The sequence below is a fragment of the Kitasatospora sp. NPDC001119 genome (genome assembly GCF_053598475.1).
In genome coordinates, this window is the sequence record NZ_JBSFKI010000003.1 from 1 (window position 1) to 23657 (window position 23657).

Annotated in this window: 24 protein-coding genes; 13 read left to right on the forward strand and 11 right to left on the reverse strand. The window is 73.0% G+C overall.

The genetic code is table 11. The features are described from left to right. Nucleotides 1-154: 154 nt before the first annotated feature. The gene (locus ACWDD9_RS04235; protein ID WP_449810738.1) at nt 155-385 is read left to right on the forward strand and encodes an e9imm peptide; all 231 of its coding nucleotides are present in this window, start codon (nt 155-157) and stop codon (nt 383-385) included. Between the two features lie 112 nt (nt 386-497). After that, nucleotides 498-1118 (forward strand): plasmid pRiA4b ORF-3 family protein, encoded by a 621-nt coding sequence (locus ACWDD9_RS04240; protein WP_449810739.1) that lies wholly within the window; start codon nt 498-500, stop codon nt 1116-1118. A 101-nt stretch (nt 1119-1219) separates the two neighbouring features. On the opposite strand, the gene ACWDD9_RS04245 is transcribed toward ACWDD9_RS04240, so the two are convergent. After that, the gene (locus tag ACWDD9_RS04245; RefSeq protein ID WP_449810740.1) at nt 1220-1714 is read right to left on the reverse strand and encodes a hypothetical protein; all 495 of its coding nucleotides are present in this window, start codon (nt 1712-1714) and stop codon (nt 1220-1222) included. A 127-nt stretch (nt 1715-1841) separates the two neighbouring features. On the opposite strand from ACWDD9_RS04245, the gene ACWDD9_RS04250 reads away from it, so the two are divergent. Next, the gene (locus ACWDD9_RS04250; protein WP_449810741.1) at nt 1842-2228 is read left to right on the forward strand and encodes an Imm32 family immunity protein; all 387 of its coding nucleotides are present in this window, start codon (nt 1842-1844) and stop codon (nt 2226-2228) included. Between the two features lie 172 nt (nt 2229-2400). Next, nucleotides 2401-2940 (forward strand): GNAT family N-acetyltransferase, encoded by a 540-nt coding sequence (locus tag ACWDD9_RS04255; protein WP_449810742.1) that lies wholly within the window; start codon nt 2401-2403, stop codon nt 2938-2940. A gap of 134 nt (nt 2941-3074) precedes the next feature. Here the strand turns inward: ACWDD9_RS04255 and ACWDD9_RS04260 are convergent, their stop codons facing one another. Next, the gene (locus ACWDD9_RS04260) at nt 3075-3992 is read right to left on the reverse strand and encodes a phosphorothioated DNA-binding restriction endonuclease (RefSeq protein WP_449810743.1); all 918 of its coding nucleotides are present in this window, start codon (nt 3990-3992) and stop codon (nt 3075-3077) included. Between the two features lie 163 nt (nt 3993-4155). Between ACWDD9_RS04260 and ACWDD9_RS04265 the strand changes: the two genes are divergently transcribed. After that, nucleotides 4156-4584: a DUF5959 family protein gene (locus ACWDD9_RS04265; protein WP_449810744.1), complete on the forward strand. Its 429-nt coding sequence runs from the start codon at nt 4156-4158 to the stop codon at nt 4582-4584. Here ACWDD9_RS04265 and ACWDD9_RS04270 read toward each other — a convergent pair. After that, nucleotides 4576-4971 (reverse strand): hypothetical protein, encoded by a 396-nt coding sequence (locus tag ACWDD9_RS04270; RefSeq protein WP_449810745.1) that lies wholly within the window; start codon nt 4969-4971, stop codon nt 4576-4578. The genes ACWDD9_RS04265 and ACWDD9_RS04270 overlap by 9 nt on opposite strands. 206 nt (nt 4972-5177) lie before the next feature. Here ACWDD9_RS04270 and ACWDD9_RS04275 point away from each other — a divergent pair, with 206 nt between their 5' ends. Then, nucleotides 5178-5429 (forward strand): hypothetical protein, encoded by a 252-nt coding sequence (locus ACWDD9_RS04275; RefSeq protein ID WP_449810746.1) that lies wholly within the window; start codon nt 5178-5180, stop codon nt 5427-5429. Between the two features lie 79 nt (nt 5430-5508). On the opposite strand, the gene ACWDD9_RS04280 is transcribed toward ACWDD9_RS04275, so the two are convergent. The 3 genes from ACWDD9_RS04280 to ACWDD9_RS04290 form a co-directional block, all read right to left on the reverse strand. Further along, nucleotides 5509-6174, reverse strand: a complete 666-nt coding sequence (locus ACWDD9_RS04280) for a lysophospholipid acyltransferase family protein (protein WP_449810747.1) — start codon at nt 6172-6174, stop codon at nt 5509-5511. Nucleotides 6175-6283: 109 nt separating this feature from the next. Then, on the reverse strand, nt 6284-7903 hold the full coding sequence (locus tag ACWDD9_RS04285) for a purple acid phosphatase family protein (RefSeq protein WP_449810748.1): 1620 nt from the start codon (nt 7901-7903) through the stop codon (nt 6284-6286). 151 nt (nt 7904-8054) lie between these two features. Beyond that, nucleotides 8055-9695: a purple acid phosphatase family protein gene (locus ACWDD9_RS04290; RefSeq protein WP_449810749.1), complete on the reverse strand. Its 1641-nt coding sequence runs from the start codon at nt 9693-9695 to the stop codon at nt 8055-8057. Between the two features lie 445 nt (nt 9696-10140). On the opposite strand from ACWDD9_RS04290, the gene ACWDD9_RS04295 reads away from it, so the two are divergent. After that, nucleotides 10141-10758 (forward strand): LysM peptidoglycan-binding domain-containing protein, encoded by a 618-nt coding sequence (locus ACWDD9_RS04295; protein ID WP_117487051.1) that lies wholly within the window; start codon nt 10141-10143, stop codon nt 10756-10758. Nucleotides 10759-10928: 170 nt separating this feature from the next. Here ACWDD9_RS04295 and ACWDD9_RS04300 read toward each other — a convergent pair whose 3' ends face one another. The 4 genes from ACWDD9_RS04300 to ACWDD9_RS04315 all read right to left on the reverse strand — a co-directional run bounded on the left by ACWDD9_RS04300 (nt 10929) and on the right by ACWDD9_RS04315 (nt 16472). Next, complete coding sequence (locus ACWDD9_RS04300; RefSeq protein ID WP_449810750.1) at nt 10929-12950, reverse strand: amino acid transporter; 2022 nt, start codon at nt 12948-12950, stop codon at nt 10929-10931. A gap of 250 nt (nt 12951-13200) precedes the next feature. Beyond that, complete coding sequence (locus ACWDD9_RS04305; protein ID WP_449810751.1) at nt 13201-14844, reverse strand: multicopper oxidase family protein; 1644 nt, start codon at nt 14842-14844, stop codon at nt 13201-13203. Nucleotides 14845-14990: 146 nt separating this feature from the next. After that, nucleotides 14991-15485 carry a hypothetical protein gene (locus ACWDD9_RS04310; protein WP_449810752.1) on the reverse strand — a complete coding sequence of 165 codons (495 nt, stop codon included), beginning with the start codon at nt 15483-15485 and terminating at the stop codon, nt 14991-14993. Nucleotides 15486-15578: 93 nt separating this feature from the next. Further along, nucleotides 15579-16472, reverse strand: coding sequence for a LysR family transcriptional regulator (locus ACWDD9_RS04315; protein WP_049657470.1), 894 nt, complete (start codon nt 16470-16472; stop codon nt 15579-15581). A gap of 144 nt (nt 16473-16616) precedes the next feature. Here ACWDD9_RS04315 and ACWDD9_RS04320 point away from each other — a divergent pair, with 144 nt between their 5' ends. Next, nucleotides 16617-17669: a YncE family protein gene (locus ACWDD9_RS04320; protein WP_449810753.1), complete on the forward strand. Its 1053-nt coding sequence runs from the start codon at nt 16617-16619 to the stop codon at nt 17667-17669. Between the two features lie 37 nt (nt 17670-17706). On the opposite strand, the gene ACWDD9_RS04325 is transcribed toward ACWDD9_RS04320, so the two are convergent. After that, the gene (locus tag ACWDD9_RS04325; RefSeq protein WP_449810754.1) at nt 17707-18753 is read right to left on the reverse strand and encodes a VanZ family protein; all 1047 of its coding nucleotides are present in this window, start codon (nt 18751-18753) and stop codon (nt 17707-17709) included. A 401-nt stretch (nt 18754-19154) separates the two neighbouring features. Here ACWDD9_RS04325 and ACWDD9_RS04330 point away from each other — a divergent pair, with 401 nt between their 5' ends. The 5 genes from ACWDD9_RS04330 (at nt 19155) to ACWDD9_RS04350 (ending at nt 23648) form a co-directional block, all read left to right on the forward strand. Beyond that, nucleotides 19155-19295, forward strand: coding sequence for a hypothetical protein (locus ACWDD9_RS04330; protein ID WP_388045126.1), 141 nt, complete (start codon nt 19155-19157; stop codon nt 19293-19295). A gap of 35 nt (nt 19296-19330) precedes the next feature. Further along, entirely contained in the window at nt 19331-19648 is a 318-nt protein-coding gene (locus tag ACWDD9_RS04335; protein ID WP_387823214.1) for a hypothetical protein, read from the forward strand. Between the two features lie 183 nt (nt 19649-19831). Continuing rightward, nucleotides 19832-21472, forward strand: coding sequence for a Rieske 2Fe-2S domain-containing protein (locus ACWDD9_RS04340; RefSeq protein WP_449810755.1), 1641 nt, complete (start codon nt 19832-19834; stop codon nt 21470-21472). Between the two features lie 11 nt (nt 21473-21483). Further along, nucleotides 21484-22554 (forward strand): glycosyltransferase family 2 protein, encoded by a 1071-nt coding sequence (locus tag ACWDD9_RS04345; RefSeq protein ID WP_449810756.1) that lies wholly within the window; start codon nt 21484-21486, stop codon nt 22552-22554. Continuing rightward, complete coding sequence (locus ACWDD9_RS04350; protein WP_241852879.1) at nt 22551-23648, forward strand: NAD-dependent epimerase/dehydratase family protein; 1098 nt, start codon at nt 22551-22553, stop codon at nt 23646-23648. Before ACWDD9_RS04345 ends, ACWDD9_RS04350 begins: the two co-directional genes overlap by 4 nt. Nucleotides 23649-23657: the final 9 nt, after the last annotated feature.

The following is a 23657-nucleotide window of genomic DNA, read 5'->3' on the forward strand; positions in this document are numbered from 1 at the left end:
CGGTCCGACAACCGCTCACCCGCAGGCGACTTGACCTGCCCCACCCTCGCCACACCACACCCAACGAGCCAAAGCCATCAAAGTCACTGGCATTGCGGCTAGGACTTGCCCGGTCGATCACGTGACTCACTAGACTCCCCTCATCCCGGAGGGGGTGGCTGAAGCAGTGATGGCTCGTGAGTCGGCCATTGCGATGGTGCAGAAGATCATGGATGGGGACTGCTACAACGACGCCGAGATCGACCGCACGCTGGAGGCACTGGACAGGGGTCTTGGCTGTCCGAGTGGCTACGTCAGCGACTTGATCTACTCGGCCGACGGGCCGGAGCCGACAGCGGCCGAGGTCGTCGAACTGGCCCTGGCCCACCGACCGTTCGCGCTGTGAGAACGACAACCGCTCGGACGTGCTTCAACCAGTGCAGCGCATTGTCACACGGGCGGGTGGGCCGACGGCCGACGCCCGTACGGGAACCGGTGCCGCTGGCAGGATGGCGGCCATGTCGAACACCAGGCGCGTGAAGCCGCCCACCCGTTCCCGGACCGCCCCGGGAACGTCCGTCCACACGATCAAGGTCACCCTGTCCGGTTCCAAGCCCCCGATCTGGCGTCGCCTGCAGGTGCCGTCGGGCACGGATCTGCGGCGGCTGCACGACCTGGTCCAGGCCGCGTTCGGCTGGGAGGACTACCACATGTGGGCCTTCGAGACCGGGCGGGAACGGTACGGCGTCACCGATCGGGACCTGGGGATCCGCAACGCGACGGCGATGCGCCTCGACCAGATCGCCCCCGGCGTCGGCACGCGGTTCCGCTACATCTACGACTTCGGCGACAACTGGGAACACGACATCCTCGTCGAGGCCGTAGGAGACGCCGAACCCGGTGTCTCCTACCCTCACTGCCTCACCGGCCGACGGGCCGGCCCGCCCGAGGACTGCGGCGGGATCTGGGGATACGAGTACCTCGTCGAGGTTCTCACCGACCCCGGCCACGAAGAACACGAGGAACGACTCGAATGGCTCGGCCTCGACTCGGCCGACCAGTTCGACCCCGCCGCGTTCGACCCAGCCGAGATCAACACCGCCCTGGCCGACTACACGGCCGTACTCGTCCACGACTGAAACCGGACCGCGCCCAGCCGATCGCGCCCCCACCCCCGCCGGGGGCGATCAAGACCATCGCAGGATCAACGCGGTGCTGCACCGGGTCTCGATCGCGGTCGTCAGAAGTAGCCGAAGAAGCGGTCCGACCAGGTGGGCCGCTGAATGTACGAGGGCAGTCGGCTCGGCCCGTCGTAGTCGCTCTCCAGTAGTTCCTCGGCAACCACGACATAGCCGAGTCCGGCCAGCGCCCGGTTGACCCTGGCGAGGTCCGCGCCGTCCAGCTCGCCCTCGGTCCGGGCCTCCTCCGTTCCGAGGAAGGCGCCCGGGTTGTCGGCGCAGACCAGCGCCAGTGAGCCGAACTTGCTGACGCAGACGACGATCCGGGTTCCGCAGACGGTCGCGTCCCCGGGAACGACGACACGTCCGTACTCGCTGGAGTCCTGGGCGTCCTGCTCAGCCGGGCAGGGAGCAGCGAAGTCGCCTTCGAGCCGAGCCACCAGAGCACCGAAGCGAACCGCGGTCCCGCGACGGTCGTAGCGCTGCGGCCACTCCAGCCACGCCGGATCATCGAGCTCGCGCAGCAGCGCCGGCAGGTCCGCTTCACTCTCGGTCATGCGCTCATCCTGGCGCGGCAGCCACCCGCGGAACAGTCCGGGGCACCGGCACACTCGGCGCCCCCCGACCTCACCCGCCCAGGTTCAGTAGCATCAGGGATTCCGATCGTGAAGGAGTGCCGACCGCGTGAGACTCGTCAGCGACCCCGTGTACGGCGAAGTGGATCTGGCGGCGTCGGCGGAGGAGCTGAACCGTCTGGCGGACGCGGTGGCCGAGGGCAAGGGGCTTCTCGGCTCTACCCCCTCGCCGGACACCGACGCCCTGGCGGGGATCGAGGTGAAGGGGACCGCCGGCCCGGGCGTCCTTGTCCATCTGGACTCCGAGCGGCAGTTCCTCGTGATCAGCGGTGACTCCGCCGGCCGGGCGGTACTCGCGGACAACCTGCGCGGCATGGCCTCCGCCGAGGACGGCGGCCACCTCCACATCGACTACTTTCCCGGGCACTTCTACCTTGCCGAGGGCTCCCTGCCGCTGGTGGTCAACAGCCCGCACGGAGGCATGCCGACCCGCTGAACCGGCCGTTGGTTGTCTGTGGTGACCGAGGATCCGACCAGCGGGATGCCCGCCGGGGCGGTGGTCGCTTCGTCAGTCCTGGAGCCGGCCGAGCAGTCCCCTCCTGAGCGGCGGTAGCGGTCCCGGAGAAAATGGATTGCCTTGGGGGCGGCGCTCACGTTGGCTGGGCAGCATGGCTGAACTGCGTACCGATCGCCTCGTGCTCCGTCGATGGCAAGACTCCGACCTTGAACCGTGGGCGGCTATGAATGCCGATCCTGAGGTTCGGGAGCACTTGGGCGACCTGCTCACCCGTGAACGGAGCGATGCCTCCGTGGCGCGGTTCCAGGCCGAGTTCGACCGGCGAGGCTACGGATGGTGGGCAGTTCAAGTACAGGCCACGGGCGAGTTCATCGGCTTCGCGGGCTTGGACCAGGTGGATGATGACATGCCGTTCACGGGGGTAGAGATCGGTTGGAGGCTCGCTCGCTCGGCCTGGGGCCAGGGTTACGCCACCGAGGCCGCCCTGGCTGCTCTTGCCTTCGGCTTCGAAACGCTTGAACTCCCCGAGATTCTTGCAGTGACGACCGCCACCAACATCCGTTCCCAAGCAGTGATGCGCCGGATCGGCATGACCCGCGACCCGGCTGACGATTTCGACGACCCCACCGCGCCCGAAGGGCCACTGCGCCCGAACGTGCTGTACCGAATCGCGCGTGGTGTGAGGGCCTGACGCTCTCCCTCCTGGTCGGTCGACCTGCGCACGCGGACAGGCTCAGCCACCACACCCCCAACGGTCGCATCGGACGTCTCCGGACATCCAACCGCTCGAACCGCCGATCCGGCGAACCTTCCCGGTCAGTACGACTAGACCAAGGCCCCCTGCCCTGCGGGCCGGCGCGGGACGCCGTGGAACACCTGGCGCGTGTGCCACTGCCGGTGGCGGTCGGCGACCGGGGGGCGGCCGGGCTGGGGGCCGATGAGCGGGCGGCCGGAGAGTGCGAGCACGTGGCGGCGGCTGGCCTCGCTGCGGCCGACGAAGCGGTCGGAGACCAGGATGCGATGGCCCTCCCCGAGGCCCAACACGCCCTTGTCGAAGAGCTTGTGGTGCAGTGAGCACAGGCACAGGCCGTTGTCGACCTCGTCCGGCCCGTCGTGCGACCACCAGCGCACGTGCGCGGCCTCCAGCCCGACCGGGCTCGCTCCGAGGGCGCCGTCGTAGCCGCAGAAGGCGCACTGGAACTCGTAGGCGGTGAGTATCAGTTCACGCATCCGCCGGTCGCGCTGCCGCCGGGCCGCGGCCTCGGGCCCGCCCACGGCCCCGGTCTCGGCCCGTTCCAGGTCGAGGCCGACCGCCTCGCAGAGGTCGGCGTGCAGGGACGTCGGGAAGTGGGCGTCCAGCAGCACCCGGGCCATCCGGCCCAGCAGGGCCGGCTCCTCGCCGAGCGCGGCCCGCAGCGCGGGCGCGAGCCTGCCGGCGGCCCCGCTCGACCGGAGGACCCCGACCCCGCTGCCGGGGCTACCCGGCCCCTGGTCGGTGCGGACCTCCCACACCCCGTCGCTGACCAGGTGGTGGAACGGGTAGGCGGGGGTCGTCGGACGCGGCGGGCCGTACTCGACGAGCAGCCGCTTCAGCTCCTCCTCGACCGCGCTGTACCGCAGTTCGCCGCCGGCGTCCCGCTGGTAGCCGCCGAGCGCGTAGAGCAGCAGCAACGGCTTGTGCGGCGCACGCTCGCCGCCCTTCGTCCAGCGCCTCAGCCGTGCCACGCGATCGAGCCAGTCCATGCCGGCCAGCGTAGTTCGCGGCACGACGAAGGGATCACCCGGGCCGACGGGTCTGCCCCCGGCTCCCCGAGCCGGTCGAGGTCACTCCGGCCGGAATGCGCTGGCCTCGAGCGTGACGGGTGAGCCACGATGCCCTCTCGTGCCGGTTGAACGGGGGAGAGTCATGGCCGAGGTGGCTCCGATGGATCTTGTCGTTCTCGCTGACGATGAGGGCAACGGCGTCGGCATCACGGTCCTGGGTCGGCACCCGCGATGGTCCGGCGGGCTTGCGGCCGAGATCGCCGTGGCGACGCCCTTCGTGAGTGGGCGCATCGACCTGGTGCTGTCGGCCTCGAAGTTGGAGGAGTGGGGCCTGGCCCTGGACAGGCTCGATGCCGGCCAGGACATCGAGTGGATGGAGATGGGCAGCGGACCGTCCGTCTTCATCCAGCTCACCGGTGAGCGCGGGTGCCCCGAGGTGGTTGTCGAGGACGAGTCGGGCTCGATGGTCACCGTGCGGGTTCCGATCGACCTGCCGGAAGGGTGGATCGCGGACCACCGCGAACGCCTCCGGAACCTGCTGGACGCCTGGAGCCCGATCCCGTCAGGGTAGGGACGGCAACGGCCCGGCCTGCTGTCGGCCGGAGGCGAGCTGGTCGTACTGGTCGTACTGGTCGAGGAGTTCGGCCGTCGCGGCTTGGTCCGGCGCGACCTCCGGGGCTGCGACGAGGTGGTGGCGCGGCGGGCAGGGCCGGATCGAAGGATCGGTGGAATTTTTTTTCCGGATCGACCGGATGCCAACCACCCAACAGCGGCAGGCATTGTCGGCATGCCATCCAAAAGTGCCCACGAGAGCGGCCCGTCCCGCAAAGTTCGGACTTTCGGGCTGGAACGGCGTCGAAATGTGGCGCGCTTCTTTCTGCGGCGATTTCACGAATTCGCAGGTGGAGATGTGCGCTCCGTAGACGAAACCATGGCTCTGACCTGCGGAGATCAGCAATAATTTATATCAATCTGCACTGCTCCAACGGCCCGCACAGGACCATCGCTTCGGAATCAGGAGGCGGTCCACACTCTGCCCGAGCGTGGGTATCCTCGTCACCGGACCCGCAGACGGGCATGAAATGGGCGCCGCTCCCTCGCCGGAACGGCGCCCGTATGCCTCATCGGGTTCGAAATCCGTTATCCGATCCGGAAGGCATTGCCATGCTCTCACAGGAAACACCCGCACCGACCCCGTCCCGGTCCCGGCGACTGCACCTGCGGGTGACCGCCGGCGGTCTCGGCAGCCTGGCGACGGCGGTCGACCTGGGCCTCGGGTGGCGTCTCGTCCGGGCCGGGATGGGCGCGCCCCAGGCCGGGGCGATCTGCGTCGGCCTCCTGGCCGTCCCGGTGTTGGTGGCACTGGCCGCTGTCCTGTGGTCCGCGGACCGGCTGGAGGCCTCTCCCCGGAGCTGACCGAACAGGGATGGTCCGAGCACCCAGTAACGTTACTGGGTGCTCGGACTGCCCTTGCCTGGAGGGGAGTTGTCATGGATCACGTGATCCATGACCTACCCGGCCCGCCGCACCGCCGCTGCGCCGTGCGCCAGGCGGCGGTGACGGCCCGGTGGGCGGCGGCGGTGGCCTCGGGGATGTCGCCGGGCAGGTGGAGCGGGGCGCCGAGGTGGACGTGCAGGGCGGGGCGGCGTACGGGGGCGGTGGCGAGTCCGGCGAGCTGTTTGGCGGTGCCGCCCGAGCTGAGGCGGCGGGCGCCGCACTGGCCGAGCGGCACCACGGGGGCGCCGGTCGCCGCCGCGAGCCGGGCGAGGCCGGTGCGGAAGGCGCCCGGTTCCGCGTCGCGGGAGTCCCGGTGCTTGGGCAGGCCGCCCTCGCCGTAGATGAGGACGACCCGGCCGGCCGCGAGCGCCGTCGCGGCCGCGTCGAGGGCTTCGGCCGCCCGGGCCGTGCCGCGGTGGACGGGGATGTGCCCGCCGGAGCGCAGCACTCCGCCGAGCACCGGTACCCGCCACAGCCCGGCGGTCGCCATCACCACCGGCTCGGTGCCCAGGCGGCGCAGCGCGGCCAGCACCACGCCGGGGTCGGCGGCCGAGGTGTGGTTGGCCGCGACGACGCTGCCCGGGGCGACCGGGCCGGGTGTCTCGGAGGTGACGGAGAGGCGCCCGAGGACGGGCACCAGGGCGGCGGCGATCCGACTGAGCATGGCGGGCCCTCCGTGGCCTCCGGCGTCGTGGGACCGCCATCGTCCCGGCACACCGGCCCCGCCCGCCTGAGTAGCGGTACTCAAACGGGACCGGGTGCCGGCCGCCGGGTCAGCCGCGCTGTACGGTGACCCGGTCCACGGCGGTGCCGTCCTCGGTCAGCGAGCGCACCTCCATCCGGGCGGGCCTGCCCGCGACGGCGGGGCTCACATCGACCGCCACCAGGCAGTAGCCGGTGTACCGGACCCTGGACCAGGTGACCTTGACGGTCTGGTTGTGGCCGCTCCGGTCGGAGACCACCATCGGCACGGGCTTGTCGTTGGCGCTCTCGTGCCCGAGGTAGGTGTCGGCGGCGGGGAAGGAGTAGAGCCCGCCGCCACCGCCGCCCGCGACGACGTAGGTGGTGCCGTCCTTGACCGGGTCGACGGTGTCGCCGGAGGCGACCTTGCGGGTGGGCTTGCCGGCCCGGATGGGGTCGGTCCGCTCGTAGACGTGGTTGTGGCCGCTGAGCACCAGGTCCACCTGGTACTTGTCGAACAGCGGGGCCCAGTCCTGCTGCGCGCCGAGTTCGGCCCCGTTGTCGTGGCAGGTGGAGTACGTGCACTGGTGCAGGTAGACGACGATGAAGTCGATGCCGGTGTCGGCGCGGAGCGCGGCGAGCCGGCTCTCCAGCCACTTCTTCTGCTTGCCCTTGGTGTAGTCGAGGTTGGCGGGGGTGTTGTAGCAGACGTCGTTGCCGTCGAGGCTGATCAGGCCGACGTTCTGGTAGCGCCAGGAGTAGATGCCGGTGGACTGGCTCCAGGCGTTGTCGGGCGTGGTGAAGCGGGCGCGCATGCCGCCGTAGCCGTCGGTCCCGTACCAGGGCTCCATCTCGTGGTTGCCGATCGCCGGCATCCACGGGGTCCGCGCGGCGACGGGTTCGTTCTGTACGAAGAAGGAGTCCCACAGGCGGGCGTCGTACGCGTCGCTGGTCTTGCCGCTGCCGCCGGCGTTGGCGTAGGAGAGGTCGCCCATGTGGAGGTGGAAGGCGGGGTCGAGGCCGGCGATCAGGTTTCCGGTGGCCGCCGCGTTGTACCCGATGCCCTGGTCGCCGAAGGCGGTGAAGGTGAATCCGGCGCCGCGGCCGGGGGCGGGCGCGGTGCGGAAGCTCGCCACGTCGCCGAGCCGGGCGCCCTGGCCGGCCGGGTCGTAGCCCTGGTGGCCGACGACGTAGTAGTAGGTGGTGTCCGGGATCAGCTGGTCCAGCCGCGCGTGCAGGTAGTACTGGGTGACGGTGGTGGGCTTGACGAGGGGCTGGTCCTCGACCGGCTTCTGCCAGGAGAGCTTGCTGACCAGGGTGCGGACCTCGGCGGCGATCGGGGCGCCGTAGTCGCCGGGCTGGACGCCGATGCGGACGAACGGCGCGGTCACCGCGTCCGGCACCTGCCAGGAGACGACGACCTGCTGGGACGGGTCGGCCCCGTAGGCGAGGTGCCGACCGAAGGGCCGCAGCGCGGACCCGGCGGTCCGCTCGCCCCGGGGCGCGGGGACGGTCGGGGCGGCGGGGGAGGTCGGGGTGACGGGGAGGGTCGGGGTGACGGGGAGGGTCGGGGTGGCGAGGGCGGTCGGGCGCGGGGCCGCCAGGGCGGTGCCCGGCAGCAGCAGGCCGCCGGCCGCGAGGGCAGCTCCGCCCGCCGCGCCGGCTCGGAGGAGGTCGCGCCGGGAGTGCCGTGGGGTCTCGGTCTCGGACATGACATCAAGTTAGGAAACTTCCCTAACCTTTGACAAGAGGTCCGGCATCACCGGACGTGTTTTCGATTCCCTTTCGCGGTAGGCGAGTTGGCGCGACAGCGAGGGCCCGCCGCGCACCGGGCGGCGCGGCGGGCCCTCGACGACGGGTGCGCTACCGGCGGGCGCCGGCGACCGACCGGCCCTGCGAGCCCTCGCCCTGGGAGTCCTCACCCTGGTCGTCGTCGCCCCAGCCGTCGCTGCGGTCGCGGTACAGGGTGAAGCGGTCGTACAGCACCGGCGTCGGGAGCGGGGCGGCGGCGGTGGCCGGGACGGAGTGGTAGTAGCTGACGGTGATGGCGGTCCGGCCGCCGGGCACCGCCCCCGGGTCGACGTCGAAGACCGCGACGCCGTAGGGGTAGCGGGTGTCCGGGTCGGTGACGGCGGACCAGTGGGCCTTCTCCTTGGCGTCCGGGTCGGCCTTGTAGGTGAGGCGCTGGGTGCGGACGGTGGCCTCGCGGACGCCGTCGGCGTCGGCGGGCAGGTAGACGTCGTCGTGCCCGGCGGTGCCACCGCCGCCGAGGATCAGGTGGACGGTGCCCTGCGAGGTGTCGATCTGCCGCAGGTCGTCGTCGGCGACGGCCGGCGTGAGCAGGCCGCCCGGGGCGGTGCCGCGCACCGGGTGGGTGCGCTCGTAGTCGTGGTCGTGGCCGGCCAGCACGAGGTCGACGCTGTGGCGGTCGAGCAGCGGCAGCAGCTTCTCCCGGATGCCCATGTCGCCGCCGTGGCTCTGGGCGGAGGAGGACATCGCGAACTGGTGCAGGTAGACCACGATCCAGTCCACCGAGCTGCCGCCCCGGGCCCGCGACAACAGCCGGTCCAGCCAGCGGAGTTGGGCGCCGTCGCTGTACCCGCTGATGTAGATCGACTGCCCGGTGGCCGGGTCGATGCTGGCGTCGTCCTCGACCGCGATCTCGTTGCCGTCCAGGCTGACGAAGAGCACCGAGCCGATCTGGAAGCCGTACCAGGTGCCGCAGTGGTCGCGCGTGCCGTTGTCCGGCAGTTCGAAGCGGGTCAGGTAGGAGGCGTAGCCGAGCTCCCCGCCACCCGCCTCGACCTCGTGGTTCCCGGGTGTGGGCATCCACGGGCGGTGGGCGGCCGATCCGGACATGTTGTTCATGAACGCGTTCCAGGCCTGCGGCTGGCGCTGCGGGTTGTTGTTGGCGTACGCGAGGTCGCCGTTGAGCAGGTGGAACAGCGGGTCGAACCCCTCGACCTGACGGACCGCCGCCGCGCCGTGGATGGAGGACTTGCTGAACACGTTGTCGCCGGTGCCGAGGTCGCCGAAGCTGGTGAAGCGGAACGCGGCCCGACCGGGCGCGGGAGCGGTGCGGAAGGTGCCGCGGACCGGCTGGGCGCCGTCGTGCAGCACCTCGTAGACGTACGTCGTGTCGGGCCGCAGGCCGTCCAGGCGGGCGTGGTGGGTGAAGGTCTCGACCTTGTTGAGGCCGTCCACGTAGCTGCGGCTGCGCGCGTGCACCGTCCGGCCGGCGCCTTCGCGCGGGGTGCCGATCCGCACCCGGGGACGGTTCACGGACGCCGCCGTCGCCCAGGAGACCGTCATCTCGCGGGAGGGCTCGTCGCCCCACTGGAGGTGGACCTGCTCCGGACCGGGCGTACCGGCCACCGCCGGCTGGGTCCACAGCAGGGTGGACGCGGGCAGCGCGGCGAGCGCACCGGCCGCCGCACCGGTGCGAAGGACCGTCCTTCGAGACGTACGGGATGTGCGGGAAGTACGAGAGGGTTGTGCCGCCACTGCCGCCTCCTGGGCTCGGGGAAACGCCGAGGAGGCTCCCAGCCGCACCGCACGGCCGGGTCACGCCCAGCCGTGCGGACGGCGAACGGCAGCCGAACGGCGGGTGGCCGGGAACCCTCGGTGCACGACCTTGTCCCCGGTCGGCCGGGCGGCGCGGGAGCCCCGAGGTCGCGGCACGCGGGCCGGGGCCGCGACGACGGCTGTCGGCGCCGGAAGCGGGCAGCAGGCGCACCAGCGGCGAGGTGACGAGGCACCAAAGCGACGAAACGGCAAGGCGACGAGGAGTACGGCCGGTCGGCCGCCGACCACCGGGGTGGCCCCGGGCCGCCGTGCGGGTGACCCGTCGGACGTGTCGTCCACGGAACGCACCGTCCGGCGTGCATGGGTGGGAGTGCGCCGCCCCCGTGGACGGCGCCGGTCTTGTCCCCGAGTCTGAGAGCCGCCCATGCCTCCCACCGTTCGCCTGCGCCGCATCGTCCCGACCGCGCTCTGCGCCCTCACCGTGGCCCTCGCCGCCCCCGCGGCCCACGCCGCGCCGCCAGGCCGCGACAGCCGGTCCGACCCCGGGAGGGAGGGCGGCGGCTCGTACGACTGGGACCGCGTGGCGGCCTGCGAGAGCAGCGGAAACTGGCGCATCAACAGCGGCAACGGCTACTACGGCGGCCTCCAGTTCGACCAGCCCACCTGGCGGGAGAACGGCGGCCTCGGCTACGCCCCGCGCGCCGACCTCGCCACCCGCGAGCAGCAGATCGCCGTCGCCCAGCTCCTGGCCGAACGTCGCGGCCTCTCCCCCTGGCCCGTGTGCGGCGCCCGCGCCACCCACGGCCAGGGCCGCGACAACGCCCCGCCGCCCCCGGCCCACGCCCACACCCACACCCACGCCGCCCCGGTCGAGTCCGAGGACGGCACCTGGACGGTCCGCGAGAACGACACCCTCGCCGACCTCGCCGAGTCCCTGCGCGTCCCCGGCGGCTGGCCGGCGCTCTACGAGCTCAACCGCGACGCGGTCGGCGAGGACCCGGACCTCATCCATCCCGGACTGGTCCTCGAACTCCCCTCCTAGGACCGGTCGAACCCGACCGCCGCCCGCGCCCGCCCAGGCGCGGGCGGCGGTCCGTCGTTCCGCCCCGGACACGCCGCCGGCCCGTCCGCTCACCAGGAGCGGACGGGCCGGGGCGGACGGACCGGGGCGTGGGGGCCGCAGCGTACGGGCCTCGCAGCGGAAGCAGGCCGTCAGCCGACGTGGACGCGCGGGCGGCGCGAGCGGTCCGGCTCGGCCTCGCGCAGCACCTCGCGGGTGACGGGTGCGACCTCGCCCTGTCCGAACAGGAAGAACCGCAGGAACTGGGCGAAGGGGCTGCCCTCGGTCCACTCGAAGTAGAGGTGCGGCTGCTGCCCGGTGCGGTCCCGGATGTTGAGCGCCAGCGCGGCGAGCGCGTTCGGGATGCTGGAGCTCTCCAGGGTGAGCACCCGGTAGCGGCCGTGCAGCACCTCGCCGCGCACGGTCAGCGCGGCCTCGAAGTCGGAGGCGTCGCGGACGGTCACCTCGACGAAGACCAGGTCGTCCTCGCCGGGGATGTCGTTGTCGGCGCGGATCTGGTGGATCTTGTCGCGGTACTCGGCGAGGTCCCGGTTGTTCGGCTCGTTGGCGATCAGCCGCAGCGGCCGGTGGGCGTAGTCCCTGATGAAACGTTCCGCCACGTCGTCCAGGGCGACGCTGGTGACGCGCAGCTCGAAGGCGCGGCGCAGCCGGGAGAGCAGCGAGACCAGGACGATCCCGGCGATGAAGCAGGCGCCGATCTTCAGGCCGTCCGGCCGCTCCAGGCAGTTCAGCACGGTGGTGTAGAGGAAGATCGCCGCGATGACCGCGAAGGCGACGGTCCAGCCGCGCTCGCGCTTCTTGTGCGCGGCGATGGTCACCGCGATGGCGGCGGAGCTGATCAGCACCAGCACGCCGGTCGCGTACGCGCCGCCCTGGGCGTCCACGTCGGCGTCGAAGATCCAGGTGACCAGGAAGCCGATCAGGGTCAGCACGATCACCATCGGCCGCACCGCGCGGGCCCAGTGCGGGGCCATGCCGTAGCGCGGCAGGTAGCGGGGCAGCAGGTTGAGCATGCCCGCCATGGCGGAGGCGCCGGCGAACCAGAGGATCGCGATGGTGGAGAGGTCGTAGACGCTGCCGAAGGCGCCGCCGAGGTACTCGTGGGCCAGGTACGCCAGGGCGCGGCCGTTGGCGTCGCCGCCGGCCTTGAACTGGTCGGCCGGGATGAGCAGCGTGGTGATGAAGCTGGTGGCGATCAGGAAGCAGCTCATGATCACGGCGGCGGTGGTCAGCAGCTTGCGGGTGCCGCGGATCCGGCCCGCCGGGTTCGCCTCGGTGTCGTCGGGGTCGCCCTTGATGTGCGGCATCACGGCGACGCCGGTCTCGAAGCCGGACAGGCCGAGCGCCAGCTTCGGGAAGGTCACCAGGGCCACGCCGACCATGACGATCGGGTTGCCGTGCTGGGCGGTCAGCGCGTCCGTCCAGTCGGTGACCACGTGCGGCGCCGAGACGATCTTCCAGAGGCCGACGGCCACCACGACCACGTTCAGCACCAGGTACGTCCCGACCAGGAACACCGCCAGGCCGATCGCCTCGCTGAAGCCCTTCAGGAAGACCGCGCCGAGCAGGGCCACCAGGACCAGCGTGATCACCACCTGCTTGCCGCCGAGGAAGCCGGTCAGGTGCGGGTTCTCCACCAGGTGCGCGCTCGCGTCGGCGGCGGACAGCGTGATGGTGATCAGGAAGTCCGTCGCCGCGAAGCCGAGCAGCGCGAGGACGAACAGCTTGCCCTTCCAGAACGACAGCAGCCGCTCCAGCATCGCGATCGAGCCCTCGCCGCGCGGGCTCTCCTTGGCCACCCGCCGGTAGACCGGCAGGGCTCCCAGCAGGGTGACCACCACCAGCACGATGGTGGCGATCGGCGACAGCACGCCCGCGGCCAGGGCGGCGATGCCCGGCTGGTAGCCGAGCGTCGAGAAGTAGTCCAGGCCGGTCAGGCACATCACCCGCCACCAGCGCTGGCCGGCGGGCGTGCCGTGCGCGGCGGAGTCCCCCGCCGCCGCGCCCCCGGTCGGCGCCTCCGGGGCGCCCTCGTCGGCGGACTGCCGCGCGGGCTTCTCCGCGGTCACGTCCTCCAGCAGCCAGCTGCGGAGGCGTATTCGCGCCGACGGCGCGTCCGACTCCGCCGTCTCCGTCGAACCCGACGAAACCACCTTGCACCTCTTGTTTAAAGACCCCGTAAAAACGCCGTCGGGCGACGGCAGTGCGTCAGGCTATGCGACCGGCGTTAAGGATCCGCTACCGGGCCGCGTTAAGAAATCGTCATGACGCCGCAGGTCGGTGCCGGTGGCACGCCGGAGTGCGCCGGGTGCCGGAGACGGCGGGCCCCCGAACCGCCGGAGCGGTTCGGGGTCCTTTCGGGGTGGAACCCGGGCACTTTCGCGCGGGGGGGGGAGTCCGCGATCAGGCCCGGTAGCCGAGGACGGTCATCATGCCCGTCTCCGCGTGGTAGACGTTGTGGCAGTGCACCATCCACAGGCCCGGGTTGTCGGCATCGAAGTCGACGGCCAGGGTCGTGCCCGGCAGCACCACCGCGGTGTCCTTGCGCGGGCCGTCGCCGGGCAGCGCGAAGCTGTGACCGTGCAGGTGGACGGGGTGCCACATGGCGGTGCTGTTGCGGAACTCCAGCCGCACCCGCTCGCCCGCCGCCACCGGGTAGCGCTGCGCCGGGTCGTACCGGCGGCCGTTGAACGCCCAGTCGGCCTTCGCCATCCCGCCGGTGAGCTCCAGCCTCACCGTGCGGTCCGGCGTCCTGGCCGACAGCCGGACGTCCGGGGCGGCCCTGAGCTGCCCCGCGGTGACCAGCCGGCCGTCCAGCTCGGCCGGGCGGACGGCGGCGTCGGGCGCGGCGCCGCCGCCGGTGCGCAGCACGGCCAGGGCGGTGGCGTTCTTGCCCTCGGCCAGCGCGGTGAGCGGGAAGGCGCCGTCCTTGGCGGTCACCAGCACGTCGTAGCGCTCGCCCATGCCGAGCAGCAGCGCCTGGGTGGTGGCCGGTTCGACCGGGAAACCGTCGGTGTGGGTGACGGTCAGCTCGTGGCCGCCGAGGGCGACCCGGTAGGCGGTGTCGCCGCCCGCGTTGACCAGCCGGATCCGGATCCGGTCGCCGGGCTTGGCGGTGAAGGTCTCGGGCGCGGTCGCGAGCCTGCCGTTGACCAGGTGGAACGGGTACGCGACGTCACCGGCGTCGCCTCCCAGCAGCGGGCTCTGAGCGCCCATCAGCATCCGGGACGGGCCGGTGGCGTTCGGGGTGCTGCCCGGGGCGCTGCCCGTCCCAGTCATCCCCGCCATGTCGTGGCCCGGCATCCCCGTCATCCCCGGCATGTCGTGGCCGGAGCCGCCCGAGTGGTCCATCCCGCCCATGCCCCGGGCGAGTTCGGCGAGGACGGCGTCCGGGGTGCTGCCGTCGACGCCGTCCACCCAGTCGTCCAGGACGACGACCCACTCCTTGTCGTAGGCCAGCGGCTCCCTGGGGTCCTCGACGATCAGCGGGGCGTACAGGCCGCGGTCCTGCTGGACGCCGGAGTGCGGGTGGAACCAGTACGTGCCCGGGTGGGCGAGCGCGAAGCGGTACTCGAAGGAGGCGCCGGGCCGGACGTCGGCCTGGGTCACGCCCGGCACGCCGTCCATGTCGTTGCGCAGCGCGAGGCCGTGCCAGTGCAGCGTGGTGGGCTGCGGCAGGTGGTTGGCGAGGGTGACGGCGAGCGTGTCGCCGAGGGTGGCGCGCACCTCCTGGCCGGGCAGGCGGTCGCCGTACGCCCAGCTGCGGACGGTGCGGCCGCCGAGGTCCAGGGTGGTCTCGGTGGCGGTGAGCGCGACCTTCCGCTCCGGGCCGGGGTTGCGCCGGGCCTCGGCGGCGGCGACCTCGGGGCCGTTCGGGGCGAGGTAGCCGGCCGGGGCGGCGGCTCCGGTCGTGCCGCTCGTGGGACCGTGGTTCATGGACCCGTGGTCCATGCCCTTCATGGAGCCGGAGGAGCAGGCGGTGAGCAGGCCGGTCCCGGCGGCGGCGAGCGCGGCGCCGAGGACGGTACGACGGGTGGGTGTGCGCATGGCGGAGTGCACCTCGTGCGGTGTGTGGGTGTGCAGGACGTCGCGTCGGCCGTTCCGTGCGCGGGCGCTGCGGGGCGCGAGCGGGCGCGTGGACGTGCGCGCGGGCGCTCCAGAGCGGGCGCGGGCACGGGACGGCGGGCGCGCGCCTACTGGCGCAGCACCGAAAGTCTGGTGAGGAGTATCCGCCCGCCCCCGGGCGGGGGCAGCGCGCGGACGGCCCGCAGCAGTCGGGCCCGTACCTCGGCGGCGGCGTCGCCGCTGCGGCGCAGCAGCGGGCCGGCGAGGAGCAGCACCAGGGTCCAGCCCGCCAGGACGGCGAGGCAGACCGCCATCGGGTCCATGCCGCCGGCGATGGTCGGGTCGACGGCGGAGGCGGCCGAGAGGGCGGGGTCGACGGCGGAGGCGGCCTCCATGGGCGCGGCGGCCGGGCCGTGGTGGACGGCGGCCGCGGGGTGCGCCTGGTGCACGGCCGAGGCGTGCGTCCCCGCTCCCTCGTGCCCGCCGGAACCACCGTGTCCGCCGTGCCCGCCGCCCGGATGGCCGAGCGTGTGCATCGTCACGATGCCGAACAGCAGCGCGGCGAGCAGCAGCAGGTGCGGCGCCCACGGCACCGGCGGACCGAACGGCCGTGACCGCACCATCCTCCGCCTCCTGTCCCCAGCCGCCGCCATGTACCCCGGCAGGGTATCCCGACCGCACACCGCGGACCGAGCCGGGGCACACCCCCGCGGGGGCTACTCCCGCCCCAGCACCGCGGCCGCCACGTGCTCGCGGAACCAGCGGTGCCCCGGATCGGCCGAGTTGCGCGGATGCCAGGCCATCCCCAGCTCCAGCGGGGCGAGTTCCAGCGGGATCGGGAAGGTGCGCAGGCCCAGCGCGGCGACGGTGTCCGGCAGCCAGTCCTCGGGGACGAGGGTGACCAGGTCGCTGTCCCGGGCGAGCAGCATCGCGCCGGTGTGGCTGGGCACGACCACCGCCACCCGGCGCCGGAGCCCGAGTTCGGCGAGCCCGGCGTCGATCGGGCCGAGCCGCTTGCCACGCCGGGAGACGCCGATGTGGTCGGCGGCGGCGAACCGGCGGGCGGTGATCCGGCGGCCGTCGAACAGCGGATGGCCCGCCCGGGCGAGGCCGACCAGGGGAACGCGGAGGAGCTGCCGGGTGCGGACCTCCGTGTCCAGGTGGCCGAGCACGCCCAGTTCGACGTCCACCAGCCCCTGCCGCAGCGCCGGCCCGTCCTCCAGCGCCTCCGGCAGGAAGACCACGTCCACCCGCGGGGCCTCCGCCCGGACCCGCTCGACGAGGGCGCCCGCCGTCCGTACCAGCATCAGTTCACCGGCCTGCAGCGTGAAGGTCCGGTCAAGGTGGACGGGGTCGAAGCCGGCGCCGGGGCGCAGCACGCTGTCGCAGCCGCGCAGCAACGCGCCGACCTCCTCCCGCAGTTCGAGCGCCCGCGGGGTCGGGACGAGGCCCTGCCCGGCGCGCACCAGCAGCGGGTCCTCGACGGCGCGGCGCAGCCGGGCCAGCATCCGGCTGACGGCCGCCGGCGAGGTGCCGAGCCGCTCGGCCGCGCGGGTCACACTGTTCTCCTGGAGCAGGGCGTCCAGCGCCCGCAGCAGGTTGAGATCCATCGGTCACGCGCTCCTGACCTGGGTCTTTGCATCCTGGACAACTATCCGATGCCGATCCTTGCATGGCTCCCGCCGCGGCTGCCGACGACAGTGGAAACGACCGCGAAACCGCGGAACCACGCAAACCCTCACCGAGGAGTCCTCATGTCGCAGCCCACCCGTGCCGACCGCACCGACCGCACCGGCGACGTCCTCGCCGTCGTCAGCCAGAGCGGCTCGAACGTCCTGTTCTTCGACGCCGCCACCGACCGGCACCTCGACACCGTCCGGATCCTCGCCGAACCGCACGAGCTCTGCTTCGACCCGACCCGGCGGCTGCTCTGGTGCACCAGCGCCTACCACTCGGGCTACTACGGCGCCAACAGCGGCCGCCGCACCGAGGTGACCGTCATCGACGCCGACACCCGGCGCGTCGTCGACGTGGTCGACCTCGCCCCCGAACACGGCCCGCACGGACTGGCCCTGGACACCGCCCGCGGCCGGCTGTACGTCAGCGTGGAGGGCGGCCCGGACCGGCCCGGCGGCGTCGTGGTCATCGACACCGAGACCCGTCGCCCGCTCGGCCGGATCGACACCGAGGCGCCCGGTCCGCACTGGTTCGCCATCACCCCGGACGGCCGGACCGGCTTCGCCACCAACAAGGAGGCACCCTTCGTCTCGGTCGTCGACCTCGACCGGGGCGTGCTGACCGCCAAGGTCGAGGTCCCCGGCAGCGAGGGCCTGGCCGTCTCCCCGGACGGCACCCGGGTCTACGCCGCCGGCCCGTACCTCTCGACCACCACCACGCCCGCCCCGACCCCCGGCATCCGCGTCATCGACGTCGCGACCGCCTCCGTCACGGAGGTCCTCCCGACGGACTCCCCCGCCCTGCCGGTCCACCTCACCCCGACCGGCAGGCTGCTGGCCGGCGAGGTGCGCAGCGTCCCCGACGGCTCCCCGCTGGGGCGCCAACTCCCCGGCCGTCTCACGGTCTTCGCCGCCGACGGCCACCAGCGGCTCGGCTCCGTCGAGGTGGGCCTCTTCCCGCTCACCGTCACCTCCTCCCCCGACGGCCGCCTCGCCTACGTCTCCTGCGCCGTCTCCTCCACCGTCGACGTCATCGACCTGGCGGCGCTGGAGCCGGTGGCCCGACTGGAGGTCCCCCGGCTCGGCGAGGCGGGCGCGCACGGTCTGGCGTACCTGCCCCGTCCTGCCTGAATCCCGGGACGGACCACGGGAGTTCGAGGACCAGGGACTACGAGGCGGCTGTCAGGATGCGGCCGTCGGCGCCCACGGTCAGGTCGAGGCGCACCGCCGGCTGCCCCGCGGCCGTACCCTCGCGGCGGTAACCAAGCGTGCGGGCAGCGCCGTTCGGGCCGGCGGGGGTGACGGTCGGGGTCAGGCCGGCGATCCGGTCGGCGAACCAGGTGTCGGCGAAGGCCCGGCCGGCGGCGACGACCTGCTCCGGGGTGAGGGCGGGCGAGCCGGCCGCGTCGGCGGAGGGTGTGGCGGCGGCGACGGCGAGCAGACGGCCGCTGGGCTGCTCGATCCGGAGGTCGCCGCGGTCGGTGCTGACGTCCATGATCTGCTGGGTGAGCCCGGGGTCGGCGGTGGTCGTGGTGGTGTCCACCAGCGTGCGTGGGCCGAACACGCCCTCCGCCACCCGCTGCGCCGTCGCGATGTCGTCGGACGGCGGGGCGAAGAGGCCCGGCGAGTCCCGGTACGTCCGGATCCCGAAGTGGACCACCAGCCCCGCCCCCGCCAGCCCGACGGCGCCCAGCACCAGCCCGTGGACGAGGTCGCGGCGCAGCCGGGGCAGCCCGCGCCGCCGAACCAGCAGCCAGCCGGCGGCGAGCAGCGTCCCCAGTAGCGCGCCGGCCGCGTTGTCGACGAAGTCCGCAGCGTCGCAGGCGCGTCCGGTCCCGAGCAGGGTCTGGACGACCTCGGTGACGGCGGACAGCACCGCGCAGCCCGCGAGCACGGTGACCGGCCGTCGGAAGAGCAGCACGCCGAAGAACGCCAGTGGCAGGTAGAGCGCGATGTTCATCAGCCCCTGCTGCGCCGTCGCGTCGGCCCACATGCCGGGCCCGATCGTGCAACTCGGCGGCCCCGAGTACCCGGTGGCCGTCGGCGTCAGCGTCACCGCCAGCTCGCCCGCCAGGCTCAGCCCCCACAGCACCGCCGTCGGGACCGGCATGCCTCTCCGGCGGGCCCACCGGGCGGTGCCGAGGGCGAGCGCCGACCCGAGGACGGCGAACACGAGCAGGAGGGCGGGGACGGCCGAGTAGCTTGCTTCGATCATCAGGTCTTCCGGGTCAAGGGTAGGCAAAGGAACGCTACCCCAGCCGTGGCACCGGCCTGCTCCGGCCCCGGACCCACCCTCAGGTCCCTCGCGAGACCGAGCCGTCCACGCGAGGGACCTGCACGTATTCCCTCCCGGGGGCGGCCGCCGGCTGTCCGCATCGCGGAACGCGCGACGGTGGCGGGCTGACACCTTCCGCCTGACCGAAACCTGCCAAGTCGACTGCCGCGCAGCTCATCCGGGGTCGGCGCGACGTCCCCTTCCTGGCCCGAAGCTGCCACGCGTTTGGTGTCACCCTGAACCCGTGTGAGCGCACCGGGGCCCGTGCGAATCTTGGGACCACCGAGGCCGCGGACGAACGAGGGCGGCCCGAAACCCCCCAGGATTCGGAGGACTTCCCCATGTTCACCTCCGCGCGTTCCCGCGGCCCCGTACGCCCGACGACGACCGGGCTCGCCACCGCACCGGTCGCCCCGCTTCCCTTCCGCCCGCTCCCGCAGGCCTTCCCGGCCGCGGTGGGCAGCGGCTTCTCCTGGGGCTGACCGGCCGGTTCCCCCCAGAGCTCCCAGGACTTCCGGTGCACCTCGTCGGCGTGCTGCTGACCGCCGCGACAGGCGGGTCGGCGGGCGCCCGGCCGACCGTCGGGGCCGTGCTCTCGGCCCTGGACAGCGTCACGTCCGCCCGCGACGGCGTCGAGCACCTCCACGTCCACATCACCCCCCGGGGTGTCCGGTTGACCTTCTACCTCGCCGGCTGCGACCTGACCGACGCCGTCGGCCGCGCCATCGCGATCGCCCACCGGGCCGTCGCCGGCCCGACGGCGCTCGCCCGGTTCGCCGTCGCGGACTTCAACGTGCTCGACCGGCCCGCCGGCCCGCGGCGCGACGCCCACTGACGGCCACTGACCGCCACTGACGACCGCCCACGACCGCCCACGACCGCTGACAGGGCCCACGGACGGCCACTGACGCCCGCCCGGACGGCACCGCGGCCGATCCCCCAACGGTGGCTCCCCCCACGGCCGTTGCCTCTCCCCGGCCGCCTCCTCCTGAAGTCGCTCGACCGCCATTGGAGACTCATGCGCATCACATCCGTCGGCCACGCCGGCCTGCTCGTGGAGACCAGTGCCGGGCGCATCCTCTGCGACCCCTGGTTCAATCCGGCGTTCTTCGCCTCGTGGTTCCCGTTCCCCGACAACGAGGCGATGGACACCGCCCAACTGCACACCGCGGAGTACCTGTACGTCTCCCACCTCCACCACGACCACTTCGACGCCGAGTGGCTGCGGACCCGGATGTCCAAGGACACCGTCGTCCTGCTGCCGGACTACCCGGTCCGCGACCTGCGGACGTCCCTGGAGGACCTCGGCTTCCGCCACTTCGTCCAGACCCGGGACCTCGAACCGACGCAACTGGACGGCGGCGTCCAGGTGATGGTCAACGCGCTCACCTCGCCGACCGACGGTCCGATCGGCGACTCCGCGATCCTCATCGACGACAACGGCACCCGGATCCTCAACCAGAACGACGCCCGCCCGGTCGACGAGCCCCGGATCAGGTCCTTCGGGCCGCTCGCCGGGCACTTCCTCCAGTACTCCGGGGCGATCTGGTACCCGATGGTGTACGACTTCCCCGCCCGGATGAAGCAGACCGTCGGCCGCCGCAAGCGCCGCAACGGCATGGCCCGCGCGCTGAACTACGTCGAGCAGTACGGCGCCGAGCACGTCTTCCCGTTCGCCGGGCCGCCCTGCTTCCTGGACGAGGAGCTCTTCCACCTCAACGACCTGGACGGCGACGACGCCAACATCTTCCCCGACCAGTGGGTCTTCCTCGACTTCCTCCGCGAGCGCGGGGTGACCAACACCCACCTCCTCCTGCCGGGCACCGTGGCCGAGTTGGGCCCGGACCGCAGCTGCCGGCTGGAGCAGGTCGACGAGCGGACGGTCGCCCGGATCCGCGACGACCGCACCGGCTACCTGCGCGAGTACCAGGCCCGCCGGGCCGACCGGATCCGCGCGGAGAAGGCCGGCTGGCCGACCACCCGCACCGACCTGCTGACCGGCCTGCGGGAGTGGGTGGAGCCGCTGCTGCAGTACGCCGACCGCACCTGCGAGGGCATCAACGGCCGGGTCCTGGTCGAGGTGGTGGACACCCCGGACGCGACCGGAGCCGAGGAGGGGGCCGACGGCGGGACCGGAGCCGGGACCGCACCCACCGAGCAGATCCTGTTCGACTTCCTGGACCGCCGGGTGGCCCGCTGGGCGGGCGAGGAGTGCCGCTACCGCTTCGAGCTGCCCCGGCCGCTGGTGGAGCGGATGGTCGCCGAGCGCTGCCCCGACTGGGCGAACGAGCTGTTCCTGTCCTGCCGCTTCAAGGCCGCCCGCAAGGGGCCCTTCAACGAGTTCGTGACCACCTTCTTCGCCTCTCTCTCGACCGAGCGGATGGCCTATGTCGAGGGCTACTACGCGGAGTTGAGCCAGACCGAGGAGCGCGCCCGGGCCGGCGACCACGTCGTCCAGCGGCTCTGCCCCCACCTCAAGGCGGACCTGGTCCGGTTCGGCTCCCACCGGGACGGCATCCTCACCTGCCGCCTGCACGACTGGGAGTTCGACCTGGCCACCGGCCGCTGCCTGACCAGTGACGACCGGAAGATCATCAGCGAGGCGCGGGTCAACCCGTCCGACGATGACCCGGACCTGCCCGAGATCCCCGCGGCCTGAACAGGACAGACATGACCCTTCCCCTGGTGTCGGTGGTCATCCCGCTCTACAACGACGCCCGCACACTGCCCGCCTGCCTGGACGCGGTGACCGCCCAGACCTACCCCAACCTCGAGATCGTCGTGGTCGACGACGCCAGCACCGACGACTCCGCCCTGGTGGCGGAGAAGTACCCGTGCCGACTGGTCCGCCAGGAGCGCAACGCGGGGCCCGCCGAGACCCGCAACCGCGGTGCCCGGGAGGCCCGCGGCGAGATCGTGTTCTTCCTGGACGCCGACGTCGGCCTCTCCCCGACCTCGGTCGCCGCCGCGGTGGAGCGCCTCGCCGCCGACCCGGAGACCGGGTCGGTGTGCGGCATCACCGCCAAGGAGCCGCTGCTGCCGACCACCCGGGTCGGGGACTACCGGATCCTCCAGTCGTACTACTGGCGGATCAGCTCCGAGGGCACCGTCACCCCCTGGTTCTCGGCCCTGGCGGCCATCCGCCGGTCGCTGTTCCTGGACTCCGGCGGGCTCAACCCGGCCCTGCGCCAGACCGAGGAGATCGACTTCGGCGTACGGCTGTCGGCCACCCACCGGATCGAGCTCAGCTCCGCGGTGGTCGGGCGGCACAACGACGAGGAGCAGCTGTCCGGGCTGGTCCGCAAGCTGTTCCGCCGGGCGCGCCTGCGGGTGCCGCTCTACGTGGACCACCGGGGCTTCATGCGCGGGTTCGAGACCCGCTCCCGGGCCGTCGCCGCGCTCGCCGCGGCCGGCGCGGTGGCCTCGCTGCCGCTGGCCCTGGTGTCCCGCCGGACGCTGCCGGCCACCGCCGCCCTGGCGGCCGGCGCGGTGCTCGCCGACCGCGGCTTCCACGCCTTCCTGGTCCGCGAGCGCGGGGTCCCGACGGCGGTCGCGTACACCGCCCTGCACTTCGCGGCGGGCACCGCGGTGACGGCGGGCGCGGCGGTCGGGGCCGGCCAGTGGCTGCTGAGCCCGCGGTTCCGGCGGCTGTACCGGCGCCAGGTGCCCCCGGCGGGCGCCGCCCGTCCGCCGCTCGCCGGTGCCCCCGACCCGACCACCCCGCCGGCAGGCCGCCCGTGACCACCGACAGCCCCGTGACGCCCGACGGCCCCCGCCCCACCGCCCGCCCCCAGCGCGTACTGCTCACCGGCGCGGCCGGCTTCCTCGGCAGCGCCCTGGTCCGGCGGCTCGGCAGCTCGCCCGTCCACCGGGTGGTCGCCCTCGACCGCCGCCCGCTGCCGCCCGGACTCGCCGCCCTGCCCTCCGTGGAGGCGGTGGTCGGCGACGTCCGGGACCGCACCCTGCTCGGCCGGCTGGCGGCCGAGGCCGACGTGGTGGTGCACGGCGCCGCCGCCCTGCCGAGCCACCCGGCGGCGGAGATCCGCTCGGTGGACGTCGACGGCACCCGCACCGTCCTGGACGCCGCCCGGCGGGCCGGGACCGACCGGGTGCTGCACATCTCCTCCACCGCGGTGTACGGCCTGCCGGAGCGCACGCCGACCCCGGAGACCCACCCGCTGGTCCCGGTCGACCCGTACAACGCCGCGAAGATCGCGGCCGAGCGGCTGTGCGCCGACTACCGCGACCGGGGCATGTGCGTGCCCGTCCTGCGCCCGAAGACCTTCATCGGCCCGGGCCGGCTGGGCGTCTTCGCGATGCTCTTCGACTGGGCGCTCGACGGCCGGGGCTTCCCCGTCCTCGGCGGCGGCCACACCCTCAACCAGATGCTGGACGTCGAGGACCTCTGCGACCTGGTGACCGCGGTGCTGACCCTGCCGGGCGAGCGCGTCAACCGGGAGTTCAACGTCGGCGCGGCCGAGTACGGCTCGTTCCGCGAGGACTGCCAGGTCGTCCTGGACCTCGCCGGCCACGGCAAGCGGGTCGTCCCGCTGCCGCTCGGCCCGGCGAAGGCCGCCCTGCGGACGCTGGCCGCGCTGCGGCTGTCCCCGGTCTACGGACGCCTCGTCCAGAAGCTCACCCGGGACTCCTGCGTCGACATCACCGACGCCCGCGAGGTGCTCGGTTTCACCCCCCGCCACTCCAACGCGACCGCCATCGAGCGCAGCTTCACCTGGTACCGCGCGAACCGGTCCGCCGTGGCCGGCACCACCGGCCGGACGCACTCCGACCGCTGGCGCGAGGGTGCCCTGCGCACGGTCAAGGTCCTCTTCTGACAGCAGCGA